We start from the raw sequence: 17,969 nt of genomic DNA on the forward strand, positions 1-17,969 counted from the left end.
AGTTTGGAGACATCTCGACTGAATGCCCTAGCACCAAATAAGTTGCTGGTTAATGGCTTTTATCGAACAACAATCAGAAGAGTGAATTAACCTCAGCCCGAGTACACAATAACAAGTTACTCCGTACTCAGGCAAAAACTAGTCAACCTTTAATACAACAAGCCTCTAATCAAACAATTCGATAACCAATTTATTGTCTTTAATCACTAGATTGGGTTCCGATGACTTAATCAACGACTCTTGAACCTTGTTGCTGTCGAGTTTGTAAACCGGAGACTGGGACAAAGCAAAACCTATCATCGATACAGCTGGTTTGAGTAGTGTCTCTATTTCAGGCGAAAGCTGTTTGCCTTTTTCTTCAAAGCGCTCTAGTCGCAGCGACTTTAGATACACCTCGCCACTCTCCTTGTCGTATTCGGGAATCGCGCTGAACTCTAAGTCTAAATCCAACCCCATATTAGGCATATTGAACACTTGAACTTTTGCATTGGTATTCGCCAACACGGACACGCGCTGTGCATCGGCTCGACCAATTTGCACTTCTAGATCATCCACAGCCACTTGTGCGTACATCACACTTTGCACACCAACCTCTTGCTCTAACATCACTGAATCTTGTAGGTAGTTCGTCATTTCTTGTTCAGTCACGCTATAGCTAACACAACCACCTAGCATTAGGGTTATGAAGGCTATAATGAAGCGGCTCATTGATTTCGTTGTCATTGGGGATCGACTCTTAATATGTAATTGCATGGAACGGATTTTACCTCGAGATGGCACTGTAAAATAGTCGTCACAATTACAGTGTCGGATAACTGAGCAAAATGATCCACCTAATCGGTGATTGCGTATAGTTTGTAATTGGTAAAAATAGTAAGGGAAGCAATGACTTCATTAACGATATTTTACGATGGGACATGCCCGTTGTGCGCAAAGGAGATGGCGGCACTTGCAAAGCATGATGTCAAGAATAAGATTCAAACCATCGATATCTACAGTGAAGCCTTTTCAGACTACCCTCAGATTGATGCCGACGCAGCCAACACCGTTTTGCATGCACTGGATGAGAATGGAAAACTGCTGCTAGGTTTAGACGTGACCTACCAAGCGTGGCGCTTAGTAGGAAAAGGTTGGCTATACGCCCCTTTACGTTGGGCGATATTCAAGCCAGTGGCCGACTGGTGTTATCTTCGGTTTGCCAAGAACCGATACAAAGTCTCTTTCTGGTTAACCGGAAAGTCGCGCTGCGATGGTAACAGCTGCACAAAATAGCGCTTGGTTAAGACATACCACTTGCGACTTTGTAATACACCACACCAAACAGCGCAGCAAAAACTAAAACGGTAACCGCGACTTTTAACCAAATAAACTTCATGTTTTGTCCTTTAAATTCTGTTTACTGTTTCGCGAGACAAGTTACCACAACAAAACATTCGGTTGGGTAATGATTTATAGAACTTTGTAGTGAGTCTTGATAACTAAGTGAGAACCTTTATGTCGGCAAAAGAGAGAAACCTTCCCACACATCGAATTTCTAGATTCAGTAAGTTCGCTTCGTTGGCGACAAGAGTCGCGGGTAACGTGCTAACGGAAGGCACCAAACAAATTGCACAAGGCAACAGGCCCAAAGCAAAAGACTTACTGTTAACGCCACAAAACATTGCTCGCCTGACCGATCAACTCGCACACCTGCGCGGTGCGGCTATGAAGTTAGGACAGATGCTATCAATGGATGCGGGTGATGTCTTAGAACCAGAGTTAGCCGACATTCTCTCTCGCCTGCGCTCCGATGCCGATCCACTGCCAACAAAACAGCTCAATCAAGTGTTAGAAAGCTCGCTCGGGAACCATTGGAAAACCGAATTCCTGTCCTTCAATTTTAAACCGATCGCCAGTGCATCTATCGGACAAGTTCACCAAGCCTATAGTGATGCTGGGGACAAACTCGCAGTCAAAGTCCAATACCCCGGCATTAGAAAAAGTATCGACAGTGATGTAGATAACGTGGGCACGCTGCTCAATATTGTTGGCTTGATACCAAAGTCGGTCGACTACAAAGGCTTGTTAGAAGAGGCAAAGAAACAGCTCCACGATGAAGCAGACTATGCTCGCGAAGCTGATTACGCAACTCGTTACCATGATGCATTGAAAGAATACTCTCACTTCGTCGTACCTAAGATTCATCCGCAAGTCTCTTCAGAATCGGTGCTCGCCATGAACTTCATCGAAGGCGTCTCGATAGAGCAAATCGAAAGTTACGACCAAAGCACACGTGACTTTGTAATGCACAGCTTACTGGAGCTTCTGTTCAGAGAGTTGTTCGATTTTAAGATGGTGCAAACCGATCCCAATTTCGCCAACTACCTTTATGTTGAAAACACCCGACAAATTGGCTTATTAGATTTCGGAGCAACCCGTGAGTACAGTGACCGCTTCAGCGAGGGTTATCGCTTGGCCTTTTCCTCTGTCATTAACAACGATGAGCAAGTGCTCAACCGAGCTTTAGAGCAAATAGGATTCTTTAGCGAGACAATTCTTCCCGAACAACGCCAAGCGATTCTAAATCTAGTGAAGATGGCCTGTGAGCCGATGTTAGTTGACGAAGAGTACGACTTCAAAGCCAGTGGATTGGCACAAAGGCTTCGTGAAGCAGGCACCATTTTGAGCATGGAACAAGAGTATTGGCATACGCCGCCCGCCGATGCGCTGTTCCTGCACCGAAAAATTGGTGGCATGTATCTATTAGCGGCTCGCCTTGGTGCAAAAGTGAATATCAGTCGCTTGGTCGCTCCATATCTTATCTCAGAGAGCAAAAGCACAACTAAAAGCGCGAGTTAATGAGACAGTAAATAATACGCAAAGTGATCATTTCATCGTGCTCAAGAGTAATAACCATTACGCCAACTAAAATGAGCCAACCCTATGAAATGTTCACTACTTTGCTCAACCGCACTGATTACAAGCCTCACGAGTTCCATCGCCTTTGCAGCGAGCTGTCCCGAAATACTTAATGGCAAACAGCGCTTGTTAAACTCAACCGAAGAAATCGCCTTGTGCGATGAGTTTCAAGGCAAAACTCTATTGGTGGTAAATACAGCGAGCCAATGTGGCTTCACTCCGCAGTTTAAGCAACTCGAGCAACTTCATCAAACCTACAAAGACCAAGGCTTCACGGTTATCGGTTTCCCAAGTAATGATTTTCGCCAAGACAAGGGAAGCGAAGAGAAGACGGCAAAGGTTTGTTACCTAGACTATGGCGTGACCTTCCCAATGATGGCGCGAGCTTCACTGTCTGGTAGCAACGCCAACCCCGTGTTTACAGAGATACAACAGCAAGCGGGCGTAACGCCTAAATGGAACTTTTACAAATTCTTGATCAGTAAAGAAGGTAAAGTCGTCGCCACCTTCCCTAGCTCCACATCTCCAGTGAGTGCCACGCTCAAAAACGCGATTGAGCAGCAGTTATGAAGGCGGATTACATGGCAACAACTCAAACCCGTAACACCATGGCCAAACTGGGGTACATGGGGTTAATTCCGTTTTTATTCGGTCTTCTCCTTTCGCTCACCGACAGCCAATTTATGGGGATAAGCGGTGAAACGCTGTTCATCACCTACAGCGTGGCAATTTTGAGTTTTCTTTCAGGGATCTTGTGGGCAAATGGCATCGAAAACTTTGAAAGCCAATCAAGTAACAAAGCACTTCTAATAAGCAACGCGATTGTGCTCATCGCTTGGCTGGCAGTATTGCTTGGCGAACAAAAAGAGCTAGTGACAACTCTGATTCTCATCTTTGGTTATATTGCGGTTTGGCGAGCTGAAAGGACGATGAGAGAAGAGAACCAGAGCCAAGGTCCTGATGGCTACTTTGATATGAGGACTCGGCTGACCTCTAGTGTCGTGTTAATGCACGGTATCGTGATGCTAACCTAGAGCTACGAGATTGTCTTTGAAGTGTGAGCCTTTGATTTAGTTAAGCGCCTTTGTTAAAAACCGTTAGCAACAATCTAGATGATGAGCTTCATCACTAACCTCGGCTCATCATCACCAAAGTAGTTGTCTTCTTGCTTGATGGTAACGAACCCCATCGATGCATAAAGCGCACGAGCCGATGTGTTATTTGGGTCTACAGTGAGCAAAAGCCTAGCATCTCGAGGCAACTGCTCAACCGCCTGTTGCATCAGTTTCCGGCCAACTCCCATGCCACGATAATTCTGGTCTACAGCCAATGAGAGGACCCAAAACTCATTCTGCTTGTCTGTGGTTGTCGTTAAGGCATAGCCAGCAATCTTTGAGTCTTGCTTAGCAACCAATAAACCTTTTCCCCAGCAATCAAAGGCCTGACGAAAGAAAAACAGCGGATAGGCGTGAGCGCCAAACAAAGCATGTTCAAGCTGGTAGATATCAGCCAGTTCTTGTTTTTCCGCACAAACAACATTCATAGATAGACCTCATTTAAACCGAACCTCAAGTTTAAACATGCAAACTCAAAGGTGCTATTAACAATATATCAACAGCCTAAAGGCTTACGAACTACCTTAACGAAGATGCCACTTAACTAACGCCTGAGGAGTAGATTAGGTTACTTATGTTTTACTGTCGAATAACCAACAAATTTGCGCCAGATAACGCAAGAAAAACCGAGCACGCTTTGTTGAAACGTTTTGCCATTTGTGGCTTAGAGAACCAGTTTCTGAGGTATAAGCCAAATGCCGCGTAGATCGATATCGCGAGCATTTCTAATACAAGAAACGTGCTTCCTAAAACAAAGAATTGAGTATTTACGTTCGCTGAAACATCGACAAATTGAGGGAGGAATGCAGTAAAAATGAGTATCGCTTTTGGATTGCCCGCCGCGAGCGCGAACTCTTGTTTAACCAGACCAAACCAATTCTTATTTCGTTCGATATCCGCGACCGGGCTGGCTTGTGAGCGCCATAGGTTGAACGCGATCCACAACAGATACATCGCGCCAAATAGTTTTATAAGGAAGAACAGCGTTTCAGAAGTATAAAGCACAACCGCTAAGCCAGATGCAGCCAAAGCAATCATGCCAGAAAAAGCGAGGATTCTTCCTAGGCCTGCGACAAAGGCGGCCTGAAATCCGTAACAACGGGCGTTGTTCATTGATAACAAATTGTTTGGGCCCGGAGTCATGTTGAGCGCAAAACAAGCGGGGATAAACAGCAGTAACTTCCAGATTTCCATTGGTGCTTCCTAATTGCCAAATGCCGTGATTATAAAATCCTTAAACAAGGTCTTATCGTTTATAACAGCATTTCATATCTTTTGTAACTGCATAAAAAACAAGCACCAAATCTATACAGTAAATTTTCAATCAGTTCTCAAAAAACTGTTCGTACTCGGGTGTCGCTAGATTTTCGGCGACACCAATCTCACCGACGAAATAGATAGCGCTCGCAATTGTATCTATCGTTGGGTTTGATTCTCGCTCTGGGAAGTCGCCAACAGCAGGAACAGATTTTGGCGCAGACACCGAACTACAAACAAGGCTATTACATACCCTGTTTTGATTTTCTAAGGAGATAGCTTCAGGAACGTCAAAGTGCTGAGTGAGTACGTCGTGGTTAGACAATTCAGACGAAGCGTACGATAAGGTTGAGAATAGAGCTGAGAGCACAATCCACTTGTTCATGTATCTTTCCATTGATGGCATTCATTGAATTTATAAATACTATCGAATCTCACACATTATGAACAGTGTTTTATTTTAATTTGCGTGAGACTGCTTACCCAGCATCAACTTGTCGAGCAGAGCTTGCGGGACAACGATCACTGAGTATTTAACAAAGGCCACCAGCGCGATTACACCAACAGCCGATCCAAGAATAAAGTCATGGACATCAACCAACACCAATCCCAGAAGTTGATCACTCGCTATCGCTACTAATGCGATGCTAACTGCGGTTACCCACTTGCTGTGTTCATAAGGTAATTGTTCCATCGCTTGGCTTACAACATACAGAAGCATGAGCCGCACAACATAAGTTGCACAAAGAACCGCGACAACACCCCACACGCCATAAATAGGCGTCACTGTGAAATAACCAATGGCCGCCAAGACCGCACATCCACCTTGAATCCACATTTGAGATTGACTCGAATCGCCACTGAAACAACCAAGGTTAAGATAATCACCTGCATTTTTGATAACGCTAATCGCAAGCAGCGCAACAACAATGGCCCCCGCGTAATGATAACTGCTCGGTAAAATGAGAGAAATAAATCCGGGTACCGTTAGAATCATCAACGAACCTAAAACAATGGCGAGGTTCACTCCGACTAACGCCCTATCGGCACACATCTTACTGCCACCCGGCTGTTGAAGCATCGCCACACGGTTTGGAAACCACCAAAGCGCGTAAGGCTGCAACAACAGACCAAGAATCAACGCGAACTTTCCGCTAACCGCATAAATCGCGAGTTCTTCGACACCGACGAAGCTTGCCATTACCCAGCGGTCGAGCCCCATGATCATATACATTGATGCACCGCCAACCAGAACGGGCAGTCCGAATTTTAAGATCTTCGCCGAGTATTTGAAGCAACCAAAAGATCCCATCTCTTGCCATTGATAACGCACTAAACAAACCATTAGCAACACACTGGATACCGCAGCTGAAATCAACACGCCATCTATACCGTATCCAGCCTCAAGCAAAACAAAAGTCATGATGGCTTGAACACCGGCTTTCAACACATTGAGCATGCAAAAACGTTTCGCCATCGCGTTCATACGCATCAGCGTTAGCGGGATAGAAATCGCCCCATCGAGCATGGTAGGAATAAGCAGAAGCAGTATCTGGTAAGGCTGGAATTCAACTGGCAACATTAAGATTAACAACGGCATACTGAGGGCAATCAAGGCGCCCCCAAGCACGCACACCAGCACGCTCAATGTGAAGCAGTTCGAGACGAGCTTTTGCTTTTCATCACCTTCGGCGACACCCACATAACGATACATGGCATCGACAATACCGAAGCTGAACAATATCGTCCCAATGTCTGCCAGCAAGACAATGGCTTCTAAGGAACCATACTCTGCCAACGTCATATTGTGCGTAATGTACGGGATCATCACCAATGAAATCCCTTTCATCATTAATATACCGATGGCGTAGTAAGCCGACTGCTTTAAAGAACCCATAGTCGTCACCTTTTCCTTACCAAGCTGGCTTTAGGAAACTTTTACAGTCTCCAATTAGGTGTCGCAATGTGCGTTTTTGAGGTGACATGACCAAAGAACGGAAACTGTAGGCAATAGCCTGTCTATTCTGTTGTAAACCTCGATAATAGTCAGCATAACCTTCCAGTATTCTCGCCTTTGCGATTTTGAAGCTAGAAGTGGGTAGATTCCATCGTTGACTGTCATTTTGGTAATGTTGAAGAATAGTCTCTATAGACTGCAAATTTCTCAATTTAAGACTTTCAGTTTGGGTAACAGAGCTCGCTCTCATCAAGTAGCCAACCTGCACCGAGTTCAACACACCGATCTGATGGTTTTCACTCATTCGAAGCCACAGTTCCCAATCTTCCCCATACTTGATGTCAGCATTGAAACTGTCTGTTTGAGAAAACACATCCGCTTTCACCATGACCGTTGAAGTTCCAATCACGTTGTTTTCAATGATGAACTCCAGCGGGTTCTCGATGTTGATGAACAGCTCGTCTTGATCTTGAAATTGCGACCAGTAACTAAAGCAATCCACGATCACTTGGTAATCTTCAGTCAGGTGTTCGTAGTTAGTAAAGCTCATCGCGAGATCAGGGTAACGTTGATGAAATTCGAGTTGGCGCTCAATTTTTTCAGGAAACCAGAAATCGTCTGCGTCTAAAAAAGCGATGTATTCACCGGTCGCCTTTTCAATCCCTAGGTTTCTCGCTTGAGGAGCACCAACACCCAATGTGGACAACGTAATAATGCGTTCATCGTCTATAGAAGCAAGATACGTCGACGTTCCATCGTTACTGTTATCGTCAATGACAATCAGCTCAACATCTTGATGAGTCTGCTTTAGTACACTGCCAATCGCTTTCGGCAGGTAATCCAAACAATTGTAGGTAGGAATAACAACACTTACTTTAGCCATAATGACGCCCTCAGATTTATACGTTATATGGCTGACGTTGCATGTTCTATGCCGAGAGTGTCTTGCTATGAAATCACATCTAGATCAGCCACCTACGCGTCCATTCTCAAAATGACGACCAAACACAGATGTTCAAAAAAACTGCAACTCCAATTTGATTATCAATTTGAGAAAACGAGCTACCTCTTAAGGGGTAACCTTCGAAAAGCAATCAGAAAGCCCTCCAAAGCTACGATTCGATCTTGGTTCGTATCTTGCTTTATTGGTTATTACCTTGGCTTGATAGCTTTAGTCATATGGATTTGAGGAGTAAGGAATGAAGAAAGTAGCATTTGTGGCGCCAACCTACCCAGTACTCAGTGAGACCTTCATTCAAACAGAAGTCGACTCTGTGAAAGCGTGTGGGCACGATGTTTGTGTAATGACGTTCAAAATTGAAAACAGTGAAAAACAGTTCGACTACGACATTGTCGAAATAGGTAAAAATGTTCGGAAGGGTAAAGTCGCCAGCATTAACTGGATAGGTTTCATCAAGGCTGTCTCATTTATTTCTAAGCAAACCAGCATGCCGAAAAAGTCACTGTTCGCTTATGGGTTTAAATTAGCGCTGCAACTCGCGGAAAACGACGTCGAACACGTACATGCGCATTTCTGTCAGCACACCACAGCTCACGCCATCGTCGCGGCAAAGCTGCTGAATATCACCTGTTCGTTCGTTGCTCATGGTCATGATGTTTACGAGTTCGCTTATGACATTGAACATAAAATCTCATCGAGTGATTTTGTGGTTGCAGTGTGTAAAGACATGCTTGCTGACTTCAATACCATGGCGAAAGGAAACATTAAGCTCCTGCATTGCGGAGTTAATACCAAACAGTTCCAACTCAACCCAAAAACCGAAACGAAGCAACTTCGCTTTATTTTCCTTGGCCGATTAGTGGAGCAAAAAGGTATCCACCATCTTATTGATGCATTGGCGCCGATTGCCGAACCTCTCGACATTCATCTCGATATCATCGGTACTGGCGATTTAGAGCAACAGTTAAAATTGCAGGTCAAAGAAAAAGGACTTGCTCGAAACGTGACCTTTCTTGGAGCGAAACCTCACGAATGGGTAAAAGAAAAACTATCGAACTATGACAGCCTAATCGCGCCCTTCTGTTTTTCCGAAACCGGATGTGTGGATACAGGGCCTCTGGTTTTAAAAGAAGCGATGGCTGTGGGAACGCCAGTCATTACCACCAACATCATGGGATGCAAAGAGATCGTCTCACCAGAGACAGGTTTTGTGGTTAGCGAAAAAAACGTGGAAGAATTAAGAGAAGCGATTGAGCGTTTCGCGCAGCTGAGCAGTAACGATAAAACATCGATGAGTTTAAAGGCACGTGAGAGAGTGAAAGACAGTTTTAATTCGATCAAACAAGCTCAGCAATTATCTCGTTGGATAGAGAACCCTGCTCAATAAGGATGAACTCAGGCAGTAAGCATCGCAAGGGCTGCTGCGTCTCACAAGAACGACTATGCACCATAAAAAAACGGAGCACCACAAAAACAAAAGAGCGCTACATTGATTTGAAATGTAACGCTCGTCTAGCACTGCCTAATGATGGCGACTTATGCTTTCAGTGACTTTCAGTAGCTTTTCATTAAGAAGCCTAACTAGCCTGCTCGCAGTGCCAAAATAGACTCAATATCTTCGATGTCACGATATTGAGCGAGTTGTTGCTCTTTCGATGAAATAGCCACAATCGACATTCTATCGGCCAATTCGTTACCTTCAATACCAACGTGTCCGTTCACATGGTAGATGGTAATTTTTGAAGCCAGCTCTTGGTAGAGCGCATACGCCAGCTTAATAATATCGAGGTTTTTGATCTCGCCGCCCGACTTAGTCCAGCCCTTTTTCTCCCAACCCGTTGCCCACTTAGTAATACAATCAATTGAGTACTTAGAATCACAATAGATCGCAACAGAGAGGCCCGCGTTTAGCTTCTCTTTTGCGAGAATAAACGCTTGCTTAAGCCCATGTAATTCGGCGGTATTGTTGGTACCAACAGGTTGATACAAGCCATACCACAATTCTGTTAATTGGTTGTTTCGGTATACCGCTAAACCCGTCCCCGCTTCACCGGGGTTTGGCTCACAAGCACCATCGGTAAAGATCTTGATATCAAAAGGCATATCAGTGATTTGCTGCTCCGAAAGAGGCGGCACCTTAGCTTTCGTCGCCTTACCCGCAGAGTTTGGCTTTGTCGCTGTAGAACCTGACGCAGACGACGTTTTACCACCGAAAGCAGACTCAGCCTCGCCTAGTGTTGGGAACGATTTATATCTCGCACCAGCAAAGCCATCGACTTGAGACTTACAGTCATTCCAAGTGGTAAAAATACCCGGTGTACGACCTTTCCAAACCACATAATATTTCTTAGCCAAACTAACTCCTTACCAAAACCTAAACACACAAACAGTGAATCAGTACATTAGATGCCACCACGCTATACGTTGCAAGGTCTATCACTCTAAAACAGGTCTAAAAAAGCTGCGTTCATAACTCACGATGCAATCAACTTCGTCTGCAAATTCAAACGCTTTAATACACTCAGCATCGTTCAACGATTTAATCCGATACTCTTCATAGGCAGCCAAACTTTCAAAGGTAAACAGCGCCAAGGCAATATTGTTCGCCCCTTCCGACGGTAAGAAATAACCATTGTGTTGGCCCCCGAATTTAGCGACCAGAGGAATCCACATTTTTGCGTATGCCTCAAACTCATTTACCTTTTTAGGATCAATCACATATCGAACATAACAAGTAATCATATTTATACAGCCCTTAAATAATAGGAGAAACACAAAGCCTAAGTTGACATTGAAGTTGAAGCTCACGAGAAAAGGTAATCAACCGCGACAAGGTTATAGAACAAAAACACCGCCATGCTAACGCCGATCGTTAGTAGCACATTGCCTGTTTTCCAAATCAATAAGCCAGTCACCACCGCGCCTATCAAGTATGGGTTTTCAAGGCTTGGCCAAAATGTTTGTTCAGGAGCAAATACAATTGGCCCCCAAATCGCAGTCAGCACCGCTGGGCTTGAATAGCGCAATAGGCGCCTTGCGGTTTGATTGAGTCGAAGCGGGATTGCAGGCTCAAGAAACAGATACCGACTAAAGAAAACAATCGCAGTCATGAGGAATATCGTTAACCAAATCATCTCTATTTCCCCTCCACGATTGTCTTGTTACCGTTGTTTCGCTCTTGGAACGATTCACTCAAAAAGCCCGCTAGCATACCTGCAATCGCTGCAATCATTAGTCCGCCCTCAATATTGTTAACCGACATGGCAACCGAAGTGACCAGTGAAACCACCACACACACAACGACGGGTAGAGTTCGGATTAATGGGAACACCAAAGCGATAAAGGTTGCTGCGACCGCGAAGTCGAGCCCAATCTCATTAAGCGAAGGAATTTGGCTTCCCGCGACAATGCCGACAAAGCTCGCAATATTCCAAACGAGATAAAAACCGCCGCCTACACCCGCAGCATACCAGCGATTAAATTCCTTCTGAGACTGCCCACTACAAATCGCGAACAGCTCATCGGTGAGCCAAAATCCGAGTAATAGACGCCAACGCGCAGGAAGATGGCTGATTTTGTCACGCATCGATACGCTATACAGAAAGTGTCTTGAGGTGATGAACAGTGTGGTCAACAACATAGTGCCTAAACCAATACCCGCTTTGAACATACCCGCAGCGACAAGTTGCGCTGAGCCAGCAAACAAAATAGCCGACATCGCTTGCGCTTGAAGTTGATTCAATCCGGCATCTATCGCATATGAACCGGCTAGAATTCCCCAAGGGATTACTGCAATGCTCAAGGGCATTCCCGCTAAAACGCCTTTCCATAACTGTGTTCGTCTATCCATTGTTTCGCTATCCATATCATTCTTTTCTCTCTTCACATTTGCTATTCAATGTAAGAAGAGTTGAGTCGGTTCGATTGTACAAACTTGCTCGATTTCACAAACGAATTAAGGTGTCCGATTTAGAGCATTTTGATGTATTGCCCCGGCGTGTAGCCATTGGCCTTTTTGAAGTGTCGATGAAAATGGCTTTGGTCGTGAAAACCGCACTCTTGCGCGGTATCTGAAATGGTATGCCCTTGTTTCAATAACTTACGGGAAAGCCTTAATCGAGATTGGATCTGATACGCATGCGGCGGAAGGCCAAACTCTTTCTGAAAAGAGCGTACCAAATGAAACGGGCTTAAAGCCGCCAGTTTAGAGAGTTCTTCTAGAGACACATCGGCTTGTGGAAAGTCATCTAAGAACTCTTTCACTAAGACAAGTTGCCGCTGAGTTTTCCCATCGAGTTGAGGGTTAAGCGGCGATTTTCCATGTCGGCTAATCAGCTTAACCAACATCCCATACATCAAGGTCTCTCTTAACAGGCGATTGTCGGATTCATCAATCGTGTTGAAGACCAACCTCAATTGATTGGCGAGCTCTGGGTCTTCAACAACGGCTCTTGGGAAATAAGGCGCGCCGTAATTGGGTAGGTTTAGCTCTTGAGTGATCTTGGCAAGTTGATCTGGGAGTGGATACATGGCTCGATACGCCCAACCGCCTTCAGTGGCAGAGTGACCGCTATGAACTTCGTCGGCATTGACCAGAATAATCGCATCTTGTGGTGCTATATGATGCCCGCCCGTTCGATAGAAACGCTGAGCGCCCTGCTCGATGACTCCCAGCGTGTAACCTTCGTGGCTGTGGCGCGAGAAGTTCTGCTTTTCGTATTCAGCATTAAGAATTTCAAGGCCACCGAGCTCTTCGGTTATCTTATATTCGGCCTTTTCTTTAGAGCGTTTCTTGTTCTCCATAACAATTCCCAAGCCTGTTGATTATCGAGCGACTTATCAGTCTACTCTATAGTCTCTTTCAGCTTTTGTACAAAATTGCGCTTTTGTTTGTTAATACTGTTTTTGTCGTTGGCTTAATAACGCTCTCTAACTGGGAGGAAAGTCTTGGTCTATAAATAGTTGGCGAATAATTGACAATAATTTAATTATACATGCCAATACTGTCTTCAAATCATCGGCAATAGACCTGATACACCATGAAAAATACGCTAATCCTTTTCTTTTTCCTGAGCCTTACAGGCTGTACGCACAATCAATCCAAAGCACTGAGCATGAACTCCTCGTCGGTTAATACATACCCACAATCGATGTCGAACCTGCAACTGTGCGACACCTTGTATTACGGGCGCTCAAGTAACCAGACACTGGCCGCTATTGGCAGTGAATTCAATCGAAGAGGATTATCCAAGAGTTGGTGTGACACCGAAACCAACAAGCTTTATCTAACAAAGACAATTGATTGGGTTGCTGACCAAGTAGAAGACAAAGAAGATTCAGAGGAAGAAGCGTCGGCAGTGGTGTTGCCAGCGAATTAGAACGGGTTAGCAATGTTGTTTGCTTATTAGCCGAGCTACCTAGTCAGGACTAGCCGAACTTACTTTATTGTTCAGGCACATCATTGATATGTTGTGACACACGAACTAGCTTACTGGTTTTAAAACCCATGCTCTGCGCCCGTTCAATCAGCGAGTCTAAGTCTTTTTTGGTGAACTCTGCAGTGCGATACAAGATCTGTAAGGTATTTTTGGTAGGACCCACCAACAAAGCCTGAGTGTAATCTTCATTCAAGAAAATTACCTTTCTCTGCTTCTCATAAGGGCTATTCGCTTCGACTGAAAACCACGCTTCGGTTTGAGAGCCCTTAAATGTTGCGGCTTGTTCTTTGGTCTTCCACTCATTCTTTTTCGCGTTGTAGCCTCGAGTTGTCAGCTTAAGATTACCGTCAGATTCAAATAAAAAGCTAAACGACAAAGAACCGAGCTTTGATTGCAATGGATGCGGGATAAAACAAGCGGAATACCATGTACCAGCGAAGCGTTCGGCATCAAAGTCAGAGGCGGGGATTTTAGACGTAGGTTTACTGCCACGAAACGTAAACAACAGCTTAATCATTAGCATCGCTAATATTTTGTATGTCATGTCACTTACTCTTTATTCGATTGTTATTAGACCCACACCTTCGATCGCATAATCAGTCGACGAATTGGTCTGTTTTTACAAGCTTAGCCAACAAGGTCTGTAACTGCTTGGATTCGTCTTCACTCAACGCACTCTGAAACTGCTCGCTGATACTATCGACCATAGGCTCACAATATTCGGCAAGCTTCTTGCCCTCTTCCGTTAAAGAAAGAAGTTTTACCTTTTTGTTCGTTTCACTCTTGCTGGCCTCAATAAGGTTCAGCTTAATCGCGTTATCAACCAAACGCTTGGTCACAGAGCGATTTCGAAGCAAGTAATTGGTTAACTCTTGCTGAGTGATTTTGCCATGCTTATCTAACACTCGAAGCGCACCAAACATCTCTAGAGAAATGCCCGAAGTGGTGCCCATCTCAGCGGTGACTTGAGCTCGAAACTGTTTGTAAGCAAAGCCCATTAAGAACATAGGATTGCTGTCGAGTGCATCAATTCCGGTGATGGATAATGCTGGTTGATTTTCCATATATAATTCCTTGGCAGACCACTAATAATACCAACACGATGGACATTAACTCTGCACGAAAGTAGGTATCTTGCAAACCAAGATCGGTTGCTGAAACATAGAGTTGCAATGGTAGCATAGTTCCTAACATCGCTTCAGTATGCATACCTCGCACGCCACCACGACTGCCGCTGATCCAAATTGCTATCATGGTCACCAAGCTTGTTAGTCCAATGATATACACCCAATTATAGGAGTGTTGCCCCGCTAACAAGGTTACGAAGACCAACGCCAATGCACAACCACCAACGTGGGCTTGTAAACAGTTTTTCACCACCATTTGATAGTTCATGCGTTCACTTTGCGCAGCCGCAATAATCACAGGCATCATACAGAACGTCGCGGCAATCAAATCGACCATCATCAAAAATGCTAAACCAACTCCAAGCATGACCACATATATCACTCGCTGCTGGTACGTCACAGGAACACTTTGCATTGGCAGCGGCGACATCGCTTTGGGCGGCTTTAAGAACAGCATCACAAATCTCACCACAACCATGGTCGTCACCATGCTCACTGCTATATCGCGAACCCAGTCCGTCATCGGCATTGGGCCATGTTGTGCAAACACAATCACCAAAAACCAATTGAGCAATGGGATGTAGATTTTCCCAAGTTTGGCAGGCGTGTCGGCCCACCTTCTTGCTAAATCAAATACCCATAAACTGATCCCCCAAACCACTGCCGGGTGTGAGGCAAATAACTGATCGACAAGCAGAGCCACACAAGCGACACCCAAGATAGGGAGAAACGCTTTGAGCATACCTCTCACTGAGTAGTCGTTAATCTTGGTCGCCGCCATTACCGGATAAAGAGCGAGGTACGCCGCAACACCTAGCTGTAGCCAAAGTTGAGCCAACATACCCAAAGACACGATAGCGCTGATCCAAGCTACTTCAGACCAGTTAATCGGGCCTCGAACTTCGTTATTCATAATCTGCCTCTTAGGTCGTAAATCGTTATTTCGTCAGTGGGTAGTCAGTTAGTCGATGATTGAAGAGCACAGTTAAACTAGGTAACGAATGCGAGCTAGCACTTCCATCCATGCACTTCCGATCACATCCCAAAACGTCGCTTCAGGCACCACCATCACGCTCACTTTAGAGCCTGAGAACAATGAGTGATCAAGTGACGGCAACGTTACTTGTGTACGCACTTTTTGTTGGTCTCGAATCCAGCGATCATCATTCACGACTTTCGCGAGGCCGCTGTTGTCGCTGCTCGCATCATAGATAGCCAGTTCACGACCTTGAATATTTCCCTCAAACACCTCACCAGGCATTGCATCAAACACCAAACGAACGGTTGTTCCCGCAGTCAGATTTGCACTGCCCTTTTCGTTGAAGTCTGCGTTAATCCAAGCATGCTGGCGATCAACCAAAAACAAAACGGGGCTGCCAGCGCCAACATAGGTTCCTGAGTTAAGGTTGAGATTGCTGATTACGCCATCAACAGGCGCGACGATTGTCGTTTTGTCCAAATCCAATTGCGCCAGTTCAACGCGAGTTCGAGCAACAGCCAAAGCACCGTTGTCGCTGCTTTTCTCAAGCTCAGCTTTTATCTGCTCAATATCGGCTTGCGCAGCTTCGACGGCTTGCTGTCTTACAATCGTGTCCGATCGGCTATCGTCTAGCGTTTCTTGGCTAACAAGTTTTCTCGAAATCAATTGCTGGTTACGCTTCAATTTTCTCTCGGCATTCAGAGCTTCGTGTTGGCGCTGACGTAACGTCGCTTCCGCGCCATGCAAGTGCTGCTTGTTTGCTTCATAGCTTTGCTCTGCTTCAACCAAAGCCGCTTCAGCCTGAGTTAACGCCAATTCAAAACGAGTTGGATCTAAGCGAACTAGCAGTTCCCCTTTTTTTACATCCTGACCATTCTTAACAGCCAACTCCACCACTGGCGCCGACACTTCTGCAGCAATACGGCTGGTTGGAATGTGCAATTGAGCTTGAGTTGTGAACGGCGCAAGGTTGTCACTTGCCACCAAGAAAAGAGCAAACAAGGCACTGGTGCCAAGTGTTAGATAGAGCATCCATTGATACGCTTTATTAGCCATAATGTTTCACCTGCAACAAAATAATGCGCTCATTGTATTGATTTTTGTTTCAGATGCAACATAAATCAAAGGTGAGTATCTTAAAGATCTTGCGAGAAGTACAGCAAGCTACTGTTTATGAAAGATATAAATAGAAATTTAGATAAGAAAAAGTCGTGTAGTTAGTTTGGGAAGCAAGAGTTCCAGAAGTTATCTAATGCCTTTGCTCACAATGATATGCATTAACATTGATATTCTTTAACATTTGATTAACCAACTTATCCATTAAAACTATAAGGAAATAAAAATGAAGTGGATATTTGTTGTATTCGTCAGTGTTTTCTCAGTATTTACTTACGCAAAAGATTGGAAGCAAATCCGATTTACGGTGGAAGGAGCATACCCACCATTCAGCTGGACAACGCAAGATGGTGAATTAGAGGGGTTTGAAGTCGATTTAGCCAACGCCTTGTGTGTCGAATTAGAAGTAAAATGTATCATCTCAAAAACTGACTGGGACGGGATTATCCCTTCGCTTTTAAGCCGTAAAAACGATGCAATTATAGCGGCTATGACAATTACCGAAGAACGTGAAAAGAAAGTTAACTTCACGATGCCTTACGCTAAAGTTCCCACTCGTTTTGTCATGGAAAAAGGGCGTGAAATCAATATGGATGACGGCAGCTTAAATGAACTAACAATTGGAGTTCAGCGCGCTACCATTGGTGACAAATACCTTTCCGAGATCTACCCAAATGTAGATATCAAGCGTTATGGATCATTCGACGAAGCCTTTACCGATTTACTCAACGGGCGCCTAGATAGCGTGTTTGGTGGTTCTATGGGACTCAATACGGGCTTTCTTGAAACGGAGCAAGGTAAGGACTACCACTTTACGGGTCCTAAATTTACAGAAGAAAAATGGTTCGGGCGTGGTATTGGTGTCGCGGTACGAAAACAAGATAATGAACTCAAAGATCTTATTGATGACGGTATCCAGCGCTTGATCGACAATGGTCAGCATCAAAAAATCGCAAGTAAGTATTTTTCATACAGCATTTACGAATAGTTTGGTATGCAGTGTGGACTAAACTAATTGCGAACTGTGTTCACTTTAGAAAGCATCAGATAGCAAAAAGCCGCTCATAATGAACTGACCCCCAATAGTTGGACACCAATTATTGGGGGTCTTTTTATGTCCA

General features: G+C 44.7%; 22 protein-coding genes. 7 read left to right on the forward strand and 15 right to left on the reverse strand.

Annotated elements, in window-relative coordinates:
* Positions 1–165 precede the first annotated feature (165 nt).
* Entirely contained in the window at positions 166–723 is a 558-nt protein-coding gene (locus AB6E78_RS16700) for a DUF1439 domain-containing protein (protein ID WP_372133971.1), read from the reverse strand.
* Between the two features lie 162 nt (positions 724–885).
* Here AB6E78_RS16700 and AB6E78_RS16705 point away from each other — a divergent pair, with 162 nt between their 5' ends.
* From AB6E78_RS16705 to AB6E78_RS16720, 4 genes are all read left to right on the forward strand, one after another.
* The gene (locus AB6E78_RS16705) at positions 886–1,272 is read left to right on the forward strand and encodes a thiol-disulfide oxidoreductase DCC family protein (RefSeq protein ID WP_102393682.1); all 387 of its coding nucleotides are present in this window, start codon (positions 886–888) and stop codon (positions 1,270–1,272) included.
* A gap of 222 nt (positions 1,273–1,494) precedes the next feature.
* Complete coding sequence (locus tag AB6E78_RS16710) at positions 1,495–2,838, forward strand: ABC1 kinase family protein (RefSeq protein ID WP_372133970.1); 1,344 nt, start codon at positions 1,495–1,497, stop codon at positions 2,836–2,838.
* 84 nt (positions 2,839–2,922) lie between these two features.
* Positions 2,923–3,468 (forward strand): glutathione peroxidase, encoded by a 546-nt coding sequence (locus AB6E78_RS16715; RefSeq protein WP_372133969.1) that lies wholly within the window; start codon positions 2,923–2,925, stop codon positions 3,466–3,468.
* Complete coding sequence (locus tag AB6E78_RS16720) at positions 3,465–3,932, forward strand: DUF3429 domain-containing protein (protein ID WP_017062213.1); 468 nt, start codon at positions 3,465–3,467, stop codon at positions 3,930–3,932. Before AB6E78_RS16715 ends, AB6E78_RS16720 begins: the two co-directional genes overlap by 4 nt.
* Before the next feature lie 74 nt (positions 3,933–4,006).
* Here the strand turns inward: AB6E78_RS16720 and AB6E78_RS16725 are convergent, their stop codons facing one another.
* The 5 genes from AB6E78_RS16725 to AB6E78_RS16745 form a co-directional block, all read right to left on the reverse strand.
* Positions 4,007–4,441, reverse strand: coding sequence for an N-acetyltransferase (locus tag AB6E78_RS16725; RefSeq protein WP_017062214.1), 435 nt, complete (start codon positions 4,439–4,441; stop codon positions 4,007–4,009).
* Between the two features lie 151 nt (positions 4,442–4,592).
* The gene (locus AB6E78_RS16730) at positions 4,593–5,207 is read right to left on the reverse strand and encodes a LysE family translocator (RefSeq protein ID WP_372133968.1); all 615 of its coding nucleotides are present in this window, start codon (positions 5,205–5,207) and stop codon (positions 4,593–4,595) included.
* Between the two features lie 130 nt (positions 5,208–5,337).
* Positions 5,338–5,655, reverse strand: coding sequence for a hypothetical protein (locus AB6E78_RS16735; protein WP_017070274.1), 318 nt, complete (start codon positions 5,653–5,655; stop codon positions 5,338–5,340).
* A gap of 75 nt (positions 5,656–5,730) precedes the next feature.
* Entirely contained in the window at positions 5,731–7,167 is a 1,437-nt protein-coding gene (locus AB6E78_RS16740; RefSeq protein WP_017067059.1) for a lipopolysaccharide biosynthesis protein, read from the reverse strand.
* Positions 7,168–7,183: 16 nt separating this feature from the next.
* Positions 7,184–8,110, reverse strand: coding sequence for a glycosyltransferase (locus AB6E78_RS16745; protein ID WP_017062218.1), 927 nt, complete (start codon positions 8,108–8,110; stop codon positions 7,184–7,186).
* Positions 8,111–8,426: 316 nt separating this feature from the next.
* On the opposite strand from AB6E78_RS16745, the gene AB6E78_RS16750 reads away from it, so the two are divergent.
* Positions 8,427–9,575, forward strand: coding sequence for a glycosyltransferase family 4 protein (locus AB6E78_RS16750; RefSeq protein ID WP_372133967.1), 1,149 nt, complete (start codon positions 8,427–8,429; stop codon positions 9,573–9,575).
* Positions 9,576–9,769: 194 nt separating this feature from the next.
* Here the strand turns inward: AB6E78_RS16750 and AB6E78_RS16755 are convergent, their stop codons facing one another.
* The 5 genes from AB6E78_RS16755 to AB6E78_RS16775 form a co-directional block, all read right to left on the reverse strand.
* On the reverse strand, positions 9,770–10,543 hold the full coding sequence (locus tag AB6E78_RS16755; RefSeq protein WP_372133966.1) for a viroplasmin family protein: 774 nt from the start codon (positions 10,541–10,543) through the stop codon (positions 9,770–9,772).
* An 81-nt stretch (positions 10,544–10,624) separates the two neighbouring features.
* Positions 10,625–10,930, reverse strand: coding sequence for an NIPSNAP family protein (locus tag AB6E78_RS16760; RefSeq protein WP_017070270.1), 306 nt, complete (start codon positions 10,928–10,930; stop codon positions 10,625–10,627).
* Between the two features lie 62 nt (positions 10,931–10,992).
* The gene (locus tag AB6E78_RS16765; protein ID WP_029235401.1) at positions 10,993–11,322 is read right to left on the reverse strand and encodes an AzlD domain-containing protein; all 330 of its coding nucleotides are present in this window, start codon (positions 11,320–11,322) and stop codon (positions 10,993–10,995) included.
* A gap of 2 nt (positions 11,323–11,324) precedes the next feature.
* Positions 11,325–12,053: an AzlC family ABC transporter permease gene (locus AB6E78_RS16770; protein WP_029235402.1), complete on the reverse strand. Its 729-nt coding sequence runs from the start codon at positions 12,051–12,053 to the stop codon at positions 11,325–11,327.
* 104 nt (positions 12,054–12,157) lie between these two features.
* A complete protein-coding gene (locus tag AB6E78_RS16775; protein ID WP_372133965.1) occupies positions 12,158–12,991 on the reverse strand; it encodes an AraC family transcriptional regulator in 834 nt (277 codons plus the stop codon).
* 236 nt (positions 12,992–13,227) lie between these two features.
* Here AB6E78_RS16775 and AB6E78_RS16780 point away from each other — a divergent pair, with 236 nt between their 5' ends.
* On the forward strand, positions 13,228–13,566 hold the full coding sequence (locus AB6E78_RS16780; protein WP_017084570.1) for a hypothetical protein: 339 nt from the start codon (positions 13,228–13,230) through the stop codon (positions 13,564–13,566).
* Between the two features lie 64 nt (positions 13,567–13,630).
* Here the strand turns inward: AB6E78_RS16780 and AB6E78_RS16785 are convergent, their stop codons facing one another.
* The 4 genes from AB6E78_RS16785 to AB6E78_RS16800 form a co-directional block, all read right to left on the reverse strand.
* Positions 13,631–14,170, reverse strand: a complete 540-nt coding sequence (locus AB6E78_RS16785) for a lipocalin family protein (protein ID WP_372133964.1) — start codon at positions 14,168–14,170, stop codon at positions 13,631–13,633.
* Positions 14,171–14,222: 52 nt separating this feature from the next.
* Positions 14,223–14,690 carry a MarR family winged helix-turn-helix transcriptional regulator gene (locus AB6E78_RS16790; RefSeq protein ID WP_017062227.1) on the reverse strand — a complete coding sequence of 156 codons (468 nt, stop codon included), beginning with the start codon at positions 14,688–14,690 and terminating at the stop codon, positions 14,223–14,225.
* Positions 14,653–15,666, reverse strand: coding sequence for a DUF2955 domain-containing protein (locus tag AB6E78_RS16795; RefSeq protein ID WP_017070267.1), 1,014 nt, complete (start codon positions 15,664–15,666; stop codon positions 14,653–14,655). Before AB6E78_RS16795 ends, AB6E78_RS16790 begins: the two co-directional genes overlap by 38 nt.
* Before the next feature lie 72 nt (positions 15,667–15,738).
* Complete coding sequence (locus AB6E78_RS16800; protein ID WP_017062229.1) at positions 15,739–16,788, reverse strand: HlyD family secretion protein; 1,050 nt, start codon at positions 16,786–16,788, stop codon at positions 15,739–15,741.
* A gap of 286 nt (positions 16,789–17,074) precedes the next feature.
* Between AB6E78_RS16800 and AB6E78_RS16805 the strand changes: the two genes are divergently transcribed.
* Entirely contained in the window at positions 17,075–17,836 is a 762-nt protein-coding gene (locus AB6E78_RS16805) for a transporter substrate-binding domain-containing protein (protein ID WP_017070266.1), read from the forward strand.
* Positions 17,837–17,969 lie beyond the last annotated feature (133 nt).

The sequence above is a fragment of the Vibrio sp. 10N.247.310.98 genome (assembly GCF_041467395.1).
Lineage (GTDB): Bacteria > Pseudomonadota > Gammaproteobacteria > Enterobacterales > Vibrionaceae > Vibrio > Vibrio crassostreae_C.